The 11,874-nt window shown below is 61.7% G+C and carries 9 protein-coding genes and 1 tRNA gene; 8 read left to right on the forward strand and 2 right to left on the reverse strand.

The annotated features are described in order from the left end of the window. Positions 1–14 precede the first annotated feature (14 nt). Together HAV21_RS20075 and HAV21_RS20080 are read left to right on the forward strand one after the other, a co-directional pair. Positions 15–485: an Rrf2 family transcriptional regulator gene (locus tag HAV21_RS20075; RefSeq protein WP_142936600.1), complete on the forward strand. Its 471-nt coding sequence runs from the start codon at positions 15–17 to the stop codon at positions 483–485. Positions 486–656: 171 nt separating this feature from the next. Next, positions 657–1,814, forward strand: coding sequence for a globin domain-containing protein (locus HAV21_RS20080; RefSeq protein WP_166842888.1), 1,158 nt, complete (start codon positions 657–659; stop codon positions 1,812–1,814). Between the two features lie 139 nt (positions 1,815–1,953). On the opposite strand, the gene HAV21_RS20085 is transcribed toward HAV21_RS20080, so the two are convergent. Beyond that, positions 1,954–3,780 carry a phosphoenolpyruvate carboxykinase (GTP) gene (locus tag HAV21_RS20085; RefSeq protein ID WP_142936602.1) on the reverse strand — a complete coding sequence of 609 codons (1,827 nt, stop codon included), beginning with the start codon at positions 3,778–3,780 and terminating at the stop codon, positions 1,954–1,956. 284 nt (positions 3,781–4,064) lie between these two features. Here HAV21_RS20085 and HAV21_RS20090 point away from each other — a divergent pair. After that, positions 4,065–4,138, forward strand: a tRNA-Arg gene (locus HAV21_RS20090). Positions 4,139–4,289: 151 nt separating this feature from the next. On the opposite strand, the gene HAV21_RS20095 is transcribed toward HAV21_RS20090, so the two are convergent. After that, positions 4,290–5,018 (reverse strand): FadR/GntR family transcriptional regulator, encoded by a 729-nt coding sequence (locus HAV21_RS20095; RefSeq protein WP_142936603.1) that lies wholly within the window; start codon positions 5,016–5,018, stop codon positions 4,290–4,292. 272 nt (positions 5,019–5,290) lie between these two features. Here HAV21_RS20095 and HAV21_RS20100 point away from each other — a divergent pair, with 272 nt between their 5' ends. From HAV21_RS20100 to HAV21_RS20120, 5 genes are all read left to right on the forward strand, one after another. Then, a complete protein-coding gene (locus HAV21_RS20100; RefSeq protein ID WP_166842889.1) occupies positions 5,291–6,928 on the forward strand; it encodes an ABC transporter substrate-binding protein in 1,638 nt (545 codons plus the stop codon). Between the two features lie 93 nt (positions 6,929–7,021). Next, complete coding sequence (locus HAV21_RS20105; protein ID WP_165450133.1) at positions 7,022–7,978, forward strand: ABC transporter permease; 957 nt, start codon at positions 7,022–7,024, stop codon at positions 7,976–7,978. Between the two features lie 3 nt (positions 7,979–7,981). Continuing rightward, positions 7,982–10,102: a dipeptide/oligopeptide/nickel ABC transporter permease/ATP-binding protein gene (locus HAV21_RS20110; RefSeq protein WP_166842890.1), complete on the forward strand. Its 2,121-nt coding sequence runs from the start codon at positions 7,982–7,984 to the stop codon at positions 10,100–10,102. Continuing rightward, the gene (locus HAV21_RS20115; protein WP_142936606.1) at positions 10,099–10,905 is read left to right on the forward strand and encodes an ATP-binding cassette domain-containing protein; all 807 of its coding nucleotides are present in this window, start codon (positions 10,099–10,101) and stop codon (positions 10,903–10,905) included. The genes HAV21_RS20110 and HAV21_RS20115 overlap by 4 nt, the downstream gene beginning before the upstream one ends. Before the next feature lie 37 nt (positions 10,906–10,942). Beyond that, positions 10,943–11,860 (forward strand): dihydrodipicolinate synthase family protein, encoded by a 918-nt coding sequence (locus HAV21_RS20120; protein ID WP_166842891.1) that lies wholly within the window; start codon positions 10,943–10,945, stop codon positions 11,858–11,860. Positions 11,861–11,874: the final 14 nt, after the last annotated feature.

Here is an 11,874-nt window from a genome sequence, read left to right on the forward strand (position 1 = left end):
CGTGAGCTGATCCCATGAAAATCAACGCCTTCGCAGATGTCAGCCTTCGCGCCATCATGGTGTTGGCCGCGGCCCCTGAGGGCACACTGCTGACCACCCAAGCGGTGGCCGATGCCGTGGGAACGCCGTACAACCATGTCAGCAAGGCTATGGTTCGCTTGCGTGCACTGGGTTATATCGACGTTGAACGGGGACGGTTGGGCGGCTCCCGGCTCAATGAATCAGGGCGGAGGGCCACAGTCGGCGAAGTCCTTCGGCATTTGGACAGCCGGCAGGATCCGGCGGAGTGCCAATCCCCCACCAAGAATTGCCCGCTTATCAATGAGTGCGGCCTGCGGCATGCGATGAACCGGGCCAGGGAAGCGTTCTATACGGAGCTGGATTCCGTGGTCATTGCTTCCCTCCCCCATGCCCGCCAGATGATCCCGGTGTTCCAGTCCATCGGATTGCGCCCGGAGTTCAGGACACCGGCGACGCAACCGTAGCTGGTAACGGGGCTCGTAAGCCCCTTTCCCGTAGGTCCCGCTTCGGCCTGCCCGAGCGGTAAGAATCCAGTTTGCACAACTCTTCTACGCAGTGTAGAACTTGAGATATAAATATACGCATTCCAAATGCTTATATACCCTCGGGTTACCGGCCCCTACACCAGGAGAACCATGCTCTCGGAAAAGTCCCGCCCCATCATCGAAGCTACTTTGCCCTTGGTAGGCTCACGGATTGGCACGATCACCGTCGATTTCTACAATCGGCTCTTTGCATCACACCCCCAATTGCTCGATGGACTCTTCAGCCGATCCAACCAGCGCTCAGGAGATCAGCAGCGGGCACTCGCCGGAAGCATCGCGGCCTTCGCGACCCACCTCATCAATAACCCGGACACACTCCCCGAAAAGGTACTTTCCCGGATTGCCCACAAGCACGCGTCCTTGGGGATCACGGAGGATCAGTACGGAGTGGTCTACGAGCACCTCTTCGCAGCCATCGCCGCGGACTTGTCCGAGGTCATCACTCCGGAAATTGCGGAAGCATGGACAGAGGTCTACTGGCTCATGGCAGATGCCCTGATCAAGCTTGAAAAGGATCTCTACGCCGCTCAGGCAAATGACAAAATGTGGATGCCCTGGCGCGTGACCAGCAAGGAGCCTGCGGGCACGGATGCCATGACGTTCACCCTGGAACCGGCCGACCAAACTCCGGCGACGGCGGCAAAACCTGGTCAGTACGTCAGCGTCAAGGTCCAACTTCCCGACGGCCTCCGCCAAGTGCGCCAATATTCACTGTCCGGTGACACAGGCACCCGCAGGGTCTTCACCACCAAGCTGAACGACGGCGGTGAGGTATCCACCGCCCTGCACACCGGCGTCGAACCTGGCGACGTCCTTGAGATCTCCAACCCATACGGCGAAATCACCCTCAAAGAAGGAGATAGCCCGGTCATTCTGGCGTCGGCGGGCATTGGCTGCACCCCCACGGCGTCAATCCTGCGGGCTCTCGCGCAAACAGGCACCGACCGGCAGGTCCTGGTCCTTCATGCTGAGAAAACTATGGAGAACTGGGCACTCAGCGGCCAGATGAAGGCTGACGCCGCCACCATCAACGCTGATCTGAAACTCTGGCTCGAAACACCGCACGCCTCGGCCGCCCAGGGTTTCATGTCACTGCGCGAAGTGGACATGCCCGCCGATGCTTCGCTTTATCTTTGCGGACCGCTCCCCTTCATGAAGAAGATCCGCGACGAAGCGATCGACGCCGGGATTCCGGCCACACGCATTCATTACGAAGTGTTTGGTCCGGACGTTTGGCTCGCCAGCTAAGCCACACGGCCTAAGCTCCAGCACGGCTTTAGCTGACAGCACGACTTTGGCTGACAGCACGACGGCGGCCCGCCACCTTTCATACGAAAGGTGACGGGCCGTCGTCGTTCACTTAAGAACGCCGTTGTTCCTAAGAGGTCTAGCCCAGACGGGTCTTGAGACCGTCCAGCTCGGACTGGAGTGCCGCCGGGAGGGATTCGCCGAAGTTAGCGAACCATTCCTCGATGGACGCCAGCTCGGTTGCCCACTCTTCGGGGTCGACGCGAACAGCAGACTCGACCTCAGCCGGGGTCATGTCCAGGCCCTCGAGATCGATGGATTCGCCGGTCGGCACGAAGCCGATAGGGGTCTCCACGGCGTCGGCCTTACCTTCGAGGCGCTCGATGGCCCACTTGAGCACACGGGCGTTGTCTCCGAAGCCAGGCCAGGCGAAGCCGCCTTCAGCCGTGCGACGGAACCAGTTGACCAGGAAGATCTTGGGCAGCCGCTCCGGGTTAGCCTTGGCAGACAGGTTCACCCAGTGGTTCAGGTAGTCACCTGCGTCGTAGCCGATGAACGGCAGCATGGCCATGGGGTCGCGGCGGACCACACCAACGGCACCCGCGGCAGCAGCCGTGGTTTCGGAGGACAGGGTGGATCCCATGAAAATGCCGTTGGACCAGTTGCGGGCCTCGGTGACTAGCGGAATGGTGGTCTTGCGGCGGCCGCCGAACAGGATCGCGGACAGCTCCACGCCTTCGGGGCTGAAGTACTCTTCGGCCAGCATGTCGATCTGGTCAATCGGCGTGCAGAATCGGGAGTTCGGGTGGGCGGCAGGCTTGTCCGAGTCCGGAGTCCAGGACTCACCGCGCCAGTCGGTCAGGTGTGCCGGAGTTTCCTCGGTCATACCTTCCCACCAGACGCCACCGTCGTCAGTCAGGGCCACGTTGGTGAAGATGCTGTTGCCCTTGGCGATGGCACGCATGGCGTTGGGGTTGGTGCCCCAGCCAGTGCCGGGAGCGACGCCGAACAGGCCGGCCTCGGGGTTGACGGCGCGGAGCTCACCTTCCTTGCCGAAGCGCATCCAGGTGATGTCGTCACCCAGGGTCTCAACCTTCCAGCCCTTGATGGTGGGGTCGAGCAACGCGAGGTTGGTCTTGCCACAAGCGGACGGGAAGGCAGCGGAGATGTAGTAGGTCTTCTGCTCCGGGGAGGTCAGCTTGAGGATGAGCATGTGCTCGGCCAGCCAGCCTTCGTCGCGGGCCATCACCGAGGCGATGCGCAGCGCGTAGCACTTCTTACCCAGCAGGGCGTTTCCGCCGTAGCCCGATCCGAAGGACCAGATGGAGCGCTCTTCCGGGAAGTGCACAATCCACTTGTCGGTGTTGCACGGCCATGCAACGTCTTCCTGGCCGGCTTCCAGCGGGGCGCCCAGTGAGTGGAGGGCAGGTACGAAGAAAGCGTCGGTCTGCGTGATGCGATCCAGGACGTCCGTACCGATTCGGGCCATGATGCGCATGGAGGCAACAACGTAGGCGGAGTCGGTGATCTCGACGCCAAACTTCGGGTCCTCGGCATCCAGGTGGCCCATGACGAACGGAATGACGTACATGGTGCGGCCGCGCATGGAGCCGGCGAACAGTCCGCGCAGCTTCTGCTTCATTTCGGCCGGGGCCATCCAGTTGTTGGTGAAGCCTGCATCGCGCTCGTTCTCGGAGCAGATGAAGGTTTGCTCTTCCACACGGGCAACGTCAGCGGGGTCGGAGAACGCCGCGAAGGAATTCGGGAACGTTTCCGGGTTCAGACGCTTCAGCGTGCCGGCCTCGACCAGTTCGTCGGTGAGCTTCTTGTTTTCTGCTTCGCTGCCATCAACCCAGTGGATGCGGTCCGGCTGAGTCAGCTCGGCAACTTCCTCAACCCAGGCCAGAAGGCGTGCATGCGTAGTAGGTGCCTTCTCAAGCAGCGGCAGTCGCGCCAGATCGCCCATTGCGGTTCCCTTCCTCGGGTTCAGTGGTGTGTCCTAAACGATAGGGGCCGCGGACCAGACCAATCCGCTGTCAGACATCGGACATCCACAGAGGCGTAGGGCGAAAACCGCTAGAAATCAGGGTTTGAGGATCGAGAAGGCTAGAATTAAGTGACGAAGGTCACCTAGACCGGTCTAGTTGCGCAGATTACAGCTTTTCGATTTGGAACTTCACATGAACTTCTGTAAAGTTTATTGAGGTTCGAGGGGGTCAGAGAAACAGACCGCCGAAAATCATACGAAATGCGCCCATAGCTCAGCTGGATAGAGCGTCTGTCTACGGAACAGAAGGTCAGGGGTTCGAATCCCTTTGGGCGCACAGATGAAGACCCGCACCGGTTCGCCTGTGCGGGTCTTTTTTTATGCCCGGCTGACCTCAGTAAGCGGCCGCTGACCCGAACGCAGAAACAGCAAGGGCCGCCGTCGTACTTTTCAAAGAAGTACGACGGCGGCCCTTGCGGTTAAGTCCGTTAGTCGCCCACCGCTTCACTGATGCGGCGACGGATGCCATCGAAGTGGCGATTGAGCAGTTCGGACGCCGAGACTTTGTCCCCGGCTGCGACCGCGGCGTAGATGCTGCGGTGCATGGCGGCAGTTTTCGCCAGGTCCTCATTGCCCGGTCCGATCTCCACGTGGATCTTCCGGTACACCTTCCAGAAGACGCCCATCAGGTTGATCAGGAGCTCGTTGTTGAGGGGTTCAAACAGACGGCGGTGGAACTCAGCGTCCGCGGCAACAAAATTCTCGCCGGCGGCAGCGAGTTCTTCCATCTGCTTCACGGCTTCTTCGATGGAGGCGAGCTGCTCTTTGGTCATGACATCCATGGAGGAGCCAATCAGCCCGGATTCCAGGGCTTGGCGCACGTCCACCAGCTGCAGGGCTTCAAGGCCTTGGTGTCGGAGTGAAAGGCGCCCTCGGAAGGTCAGCCCGTCGGCCAGGGCATCGAAGTTACTCGGCGCCACGAACATGCCGAAGCCATGACGGATTTCAATGACACCAAGCGCCTGAAGAACTTTGAGGGATTCGCGGAGCGTATTACGCCCTACGCCGAGTGCTCCGGAAAGCTCGCTCTCCGTGGGCAATGGATCGCCCGCCTCGAGCTCACGCTCAAGGATCAATTCCATAATGTCCGACTGCAAAGCACGCAGCCGGGCCTGTGCACTGAACCGCGCTTGCGGAACTACACCGGAAGTTGTCATGGCGCTCTCCTTGCCAATGCGCCACCCTATGAGAAGGCGGTGCGGTGTTAATATTGAGGCGAGCTTAGTGCCCACCGCAGAATGACTTACTCGCAGCATACAATATCGGATGTCCCACCTCCCCGATAGCTGTGCTACCGAATTCCTCCCTGAGAATTCCCTTCCGCACCGGCCGCAGCCGGAAATCCCCCACTTGACGTTCCGTTGTGACCGCCCTTACAGTTTCCATACGAGCATCGGACGTCCTACATCCGATAACCCACGAAACGCGAATGGTGAGGCACCCTATGAGCAAGACGATCCACAGCCTGCCGCTGGTCAATGACGCCAGCCGCCGGAACTTCCTGAAGCTAAGCGGCGCAGTTGGTGCAGCAGCCGCCTTCACGGCAACCCTTTCTGCGTGCGGCGGCGCTGCCAGCACCACCACGGGCACCACCACCAACACGGCTGCGGTCAACAAGGACCTCATCATCGAGGCAGGCATCTCCTACGCACTCTCCACGGGTTTTGACCCGCTGAGCTCCTCCGGCGCCACCCCTATGGCCGCCAACCTGCACATCTTCGAAGGCCTCATCGAACTGCACCCCGCCACGCGTCAGCCGTACAACGCTTTGGCTGCCGCAGACCCCAAGAAGGTCAACGACACCACCTACCAGGTGACCATTCGCGAGGGTGCCAAGTTCCACGATGGATCCCCCGTCACCACCGAGGACGTCGCTTTCTCCTTCACCCGCGTGATGGATCCGGCCAACAAGTCCCTGTTCTCGCAGTTCATTCCCTTCATCCAGGACGTCAAGCCGATGGACGAGAAGACGGTTGAGTTCACCCTGAAGTACGCCTTCCCCGGCTTCGGGCCCCGCATCTCGGTAGTCAAGATTGTGCCCAAGGCGCTGGCCACCGACCTGAAAGCCTTCGATGCCAAGCCAGTGGGCTCCGGCCCCTACAAGCTCGTTTCGGCGGTCAAGGACGACAAGATCGTGTTCGAAGCATTCGCTGATTACAACGGCCCCAAGCCGGCATTGGCCAAGGGGATGAACTGGTTGTTGCTCTCAGATGCCGCCGCCCGTGTCACCGCTGTGCAGTCCGGACGCGTCCAGGCGATCGAAGACGTACCCTACCTGGACGTTGACGGGCTGAAGTCCAAGGTCAAGGTGGAGTCCGTCCAGTCCTTCGGCCTGCTGTTCCTCATGTTCAACTGCGCCAAGGCACCGTTCGACAACAAGCTGGTCCGTCAGGCCCTGCACTACGGCATGGACAAGGAAGCCATCATTAAGAAGGCCCTGTTCGGCAACGCCAAGGCTGCCACGTCCTACTTCCAGGAAGGCCATCCGGATTACGTCAAGGCCAAGAACGTCTACGGCTTCGATACGTCCAAGGCTGAGGAACTCCTGAAGCAGGCCGGCGTCACCAGTCTCGAATTCGAACTCCTCACAACGGACACCGCCTGGGTGAAGGATGTTGCGCCGCTGATCCTCGAATCCTGGAACAAGATCCCTGGAGTCAAGGTCACCGTCAAGAGCCTCCAGTCCGGCGCTTTGTACAGCGACCGCGTTGGCAAGGGTGATTTCTCCGTGGTCGCAGCTCCCGGCGATCCCTCCGTTTTCGGTAACGACGCGGACCTCCTCTTGAGCTGGTTCTACTCGGGTGCAACATGGATGGACAAGCGCGCCTTCTGGACCACGCCGGAGCGTACCAAGCTGCAGGAGCTCATGAACAAGGGCTCGCAGGCTTCAGGTGAGGAAGCCAAGAAGATCGTGAGTGAAATCGTGGACATGGTTTCGGACGAAGTTCCCCTGTACCCGGTCTTCCACCGCCAATTGCCCAGCGCATGGGATGAAAAGAAGCTCAACGGCTTCCAGCCCCTGCCCACCACCGGCTTGTCCTTCGTCGACGTCGGACGCACAGCCTAAGCAACCCTTCGCGTTGTGAGGCCCGCTCTGCAGGGTTTAACCCCCAAAAACCCTGCAGAGCGGGCCTCCCAACCAGATCAACCGGAGAATACATTGGTCACCATATTGCGTTTGCTAGGCCGCAGACTTGCAGCATTGCCATTGATGATCCTGGGCATTACGTTGCTCGTCTTCCTCGTCCTGCAGGCCGCTCCCGGCGATCAGGCAAGCTCCGCCCTCGGCGATGGCGCCAGCGAAGAAGCCAAGCAGCAGTACCGCCAGGACAATGGCCTGAACGACCCCCTGGTCCTGCAGTACTTCCGATTCCTCGGCAAGCTCCTGCAGTTCGACCTCGGGGTCACCACACCACCGGCCAAGTCGGTGGCGTCCATGATCGCCTCGGCGTTCCCTCTGACCCTTCAACTCACCTTCCTTGGCGTCCTCATTGCGATCGTGCTCTCCCTGGCCTTCGGCATCATGGGCGCCCTGTACCGCGACAAATGGCAGGACCAGCTGGTCCGCGTCTTCTCCATCGCCGCGATCGCCACGCCGTCATTCTGGCTCGGCATCCTGCTCATCCAGTGGTTCGCTCTGGGCGAGAACCCGATGTTCCCCTCAGGCGGAATTGCGACGCCGGAATCCGGCTTTGGCGGTTGGCTCAACTCGATGGCCCTCCCGGCACTCGCGCTTGGTATTCCTGTGTCAGCGTCCCTGATCCGCGTGGTCCGCACCTCGATGGTTGAAGAACTGGACCGCGACTACGTCCGCACCGCCATCGGCAACGGTGTCCCCTACCGCGAGGTGGTCTCCAAGAACGTCCTCCGCAACGCGCTCGTCACCCCGGTGACCGTGCTGGGACTTCGCGTCGGCTACTTGCTGGGCGGCGCCGTCGTGATTGAAATGATTTTCGCCCTGCCCGGCATGGGCCAACTGATCCTCAACGGCATCACCAACCTGGACGTCAACCTTGTCCAGGGCGTGGTGCTCACCATCTCGGTCACCTTTGTTCTGGTGAACATTGTGGTGGACCTCCTTTACCTGCTCATCAACCCCCGAATCAGGACGGTATAGCTCATGCGCAGCAAGCTCGCAGAACGGCTAAGTGCCCCGGGCATTCGTTTCAAGGCCCTGCCCTGGGGCTCCCGTATCGCCCTGCTCTTCCTCATCATGATTGTCCTGGCAGCAATTTTCGCGCCGGTCATCGCACCGCACGATCCTCTGGAGACGTTCATTCCGGCCACGCCGCCGGGTGTCGAGCACTTCTTCGGCACCGACCGCCTTGGCCGTGACATCTTCTCCCGCCTCCTGTTCGGCGCGCAGTCGTCGCTGATGATCGGCCTCGGCGCGGTTGCCCTGGCCATCCTTGCCGGTGCACTCCTCGGTTCCTTCGCGGCCACCTCCAGCAAGTCCGTGAACGAGATCATCATGCGGCTCATGGACATCCTCATGGCATTCCCCGGCATCGCCCTGGCAGCCGTGCTGTTGGCAGCGTTCGGCAACTCGGTGCCCACCATCATCATCGCGATCGCCATCATCTACACGCCGCAGCTGGCCCGCGTGGTCCGCGCCAACGTCCTGGCCCAGTACGGCGAAGACTACGTCCGCGCCGAGCGCGTGATCGGAGCCGGCCGCTTCTACATCCTGGTCAAGCACATCGTCCGCAACACCGCCGCCCCCGTGCTGGTCTTCGCCACGGTCATGGTGGCCGACGCCATCATCCTCGAAGCCTCGCTGTCCTTCCTGGGCGCCGGCGTACAGGACCCCGCTCCTTCCTGGGGCAACGTGATCTCCTATGGCCGCAACCTGGTCCTGTCCGGCGGCTGGTGGGCCACCACCTTCGCCGGCCTCACCATCCTCTTGACCGTGCTCTCCCTAAACATCCTGGCCGAGGGCCTCACCGACGCCATGGTGAATCCGAAGCTCCGCCGCGCACCGGTAGTAAAGGACGACGACGGATCCTCCGCAGCCGTTGCTGTAGATGCCGAGGTTGCCACCTCCGTTGCCCAGCCCTCCGTGGTTGAGGAACACGAGCTCGACGGCGTCCGTGCGGCTTCCGCTGACGGCGTCACTTCCGGGGCCAGCTCCTCAGCCGTCCTCACCGACGTGAAGCTGGCCGCCGCCAACCCGCACCTCCTGCTGGATCGCGAACTGGAACTCCTGGCAGCCATTGAAGCCAAGCGCACGGACCGTCTTCCCCAGGTATCCCCGGAAGCGCGCAACGTGCTGGAAGTGAAGAACCTGTCCATCCGCTTCCCGGGCCGCTTCGGCGACATCGCGATCGTGGACAACGTCTCCTTCACGGTCCGCGAGGGCGAGACCATGGGCCTGGTAGGCGAGTCCGGCTGTGGCAAGTCCATCACCTCCCTGGCCGTGATGGGACTGCTGCCCAAGACCGCCCAGGTCACCGGCTCCATCATGTTCGACGGCAAGGAACTCCTGGACGCCAAGACCCAACACAGCAATCCCAAAGCCTACGAGGGCCTCCGCGGCGAGCAGATCGCCATGGTGTACCAGGACGCCCTGAGCTCCCTGAATCCGTCCATGAAGATCAAGGACCAGTTGGAACAACTCACCAAACGCGGTGGGCGCAAAACTCCTGCCGAGCTCTTGGAAATGGTGAAACTGGATCCCGTCCGGACCCTCGCCAGCTACCCGCATGAGCTCTCCGGCGGCCAGCGCCAACGCGTGCTGATCGCCATGGCGCTGTCCCGTTCGCCCAAGATCGTTGTTGCCGATGAGCCCACCACCGCCCTGGACGTCACTGTCCAGAAGCAGGTTGTGGACCTTCTCAACGAACTGCGTGAACAACTCGGCTTCGCCATGGTTTTCGTCAGCCACGACCTCGCCCTGGTGGCCTCGCTGGCACACCGCATCACGGTGATGTACGCCGGCCAGGTGGTGGAATCCGCACAGGCTTCCGAGCTTCTTCAGAATCCCAAGCACGAGTACACCCGTGGCCTCCTCGGTGCGGTGCTGTCCATCGAGGCCGACGCTGTTCGCCTCCACCAGATCCCCGGTACTGTTCCGTCCCCGCGGGACTTCGCCACGGGCGACCGCTTCGCGGCCCGCTCACTGCGACCCGACGCCGATCCCCACCAGAAATTGGTCCTCACCGCTGTTTCTTCCGTTGGCTCCGGCAACGGCGGCGATGCCGACCACTACTGGGCGAGCCATTTGAAGGAGGACGCGAAATGAGTGAATCAACCGGCAAACCGGTCATCGAGCTCAAGGACGTCAAGGTCTACCACCACGCACGGACCGGTGGCCTGTTCCGTCCAAACATCGTCAAAGCTGTTGACGGCGTGGACTTCACCATCAGCCGCGGCGAAACCGTAGGCATCGTCGGTGAGTCCGGCTGCGGCAAGTCCACGCTCGCTTCAGTGCTCGTAGGACTCCAGCCGCCGACGTCGGGCAAGGTTTTGTTCCACGGAAAGCCGGCCATCAAGCGGAACGCGGCCATGCGCAAGCAGTTTGGCCGCTCCGTCTCCGTGGTCTTCCAGGACCCGGCGACGGCACTGAACCCCCGCATGACCATCCAGGACATCCTCACTGATCCCCTTCAGATTCATGGGATCGGCAACGCTGCTTCCCGCGCCGCCAAGGTCAAGGAACTCTTGGCCCTGGTTGGCTTGCCGCAATCGGCAGCCGAAGTGACGCCGTCGCAGGTTTCCGGCGGTCAGCGCCAGCGCGTGGCGATCGCCCGCGCGTTGGCTTTGGACCCGGACATCATCGTGGCGGACGAGCCGACGTCGGCGCTGGACGTCTCCGTCCGTGCGCAGGTCCTGAACCTGCTGTCTGATCTGAAAACCCAGCTGAACCTGGGCATGGTGTTCATCTCGCACGACATCCAGACCGTCCGCTATGTCTCGGACCGTATCTGCGTCATGTACTTCGGCAAGATCGTCGAACAAGGCTCAGCCGCGCAGGTCTTCGACAACCCGAGCAACGACTACACCAAGAAGCTGCTGGGCGCAGCGCCCAGCCTGCTTCACATCTAGTTTTTCCCCTCACAAGCTACAAACAACGGAGAATTCTGTGTCCACTCAGTTCCAGGGCGTCATCCCCCCGGTCATCACCCCCCGCCACGCAGACGGCAGCATCGACACCGCGTCGCTGAAAAACGTCACCAAGCACCTGATCGACGGCGGTGTGTCCGGCCTCTTCGTCCTGGGCTCCTCCGGCGAAGTCCCCTACCTCACCAACGATGAGCGTGAGCTGGTGGTCTCCACCATCGCCGACGCCAACGCCGGAGCAGTCCCGCTGATCGTGGGCGCCAACGAGCAGACCACCCACCGCGTGATCGAGGAAGCCCGCAAGGTGGTTGACCTCGGCGCTGACGCGATCGTGGTCACGTCCATGTACTACGCCATCGGCAACGCCGCGGAGACCGAAACGCACTTCCGCAGCATCCACGCCGCCATCGAGAAGCCCATCTTCGCCTACGACGTTCCGGTCCGCACGCACTTCAAACTGCCCACCGACCTTTTGGTCCGCCTCGGCCGCGACGGTGTCATTGCCGGCGTCAAGGACTCCTCCGGCGACGACGTTTCCTTCCGCCAGCTGCTCCTCGCAGCCAAGGACATCCCCAACTTCGACATCTTCACCGGTCACGAGGTTGTGGTGGACGGTGCGCTCCTGGGCGGCGCGCAGGGTGTTGTTCCCGGCCTCGGCAACGTTGATCCGGCCGGGTACCGCCGCCTGTTCGACGCTGCACAAGCCGGCGACTGGGCTGGTGCGGCCCGTGAACAGGACCGCCTGGCCGACGTCTTCGAGATCGTCTACGCCCCCAACGGACGCGTGTCCGGCGGAGCCGCTGGTCTGGGTGCGTTCAAGACCGCGCTGCAGGTGATGGGCGTGATCGAGTCCAACACCATGAGCTCGCCGATGCTGTCCTTGAACGATTCCGAGACTGCCGCGATCCGCGAAATTCTGGAACGCAACGGGCTGGTCTAAGCTTCCATGACGGC

The sequence above is a fragment of the Paenarthrobacter sp. MSM-2-10-13 genome (genome assembly GCF_011605365.1).
Lineage (GTDB): Bacteria > Actinomycetota > Actinomycetes > Actinomycetales > Micrococcaceae > Arthrobacter.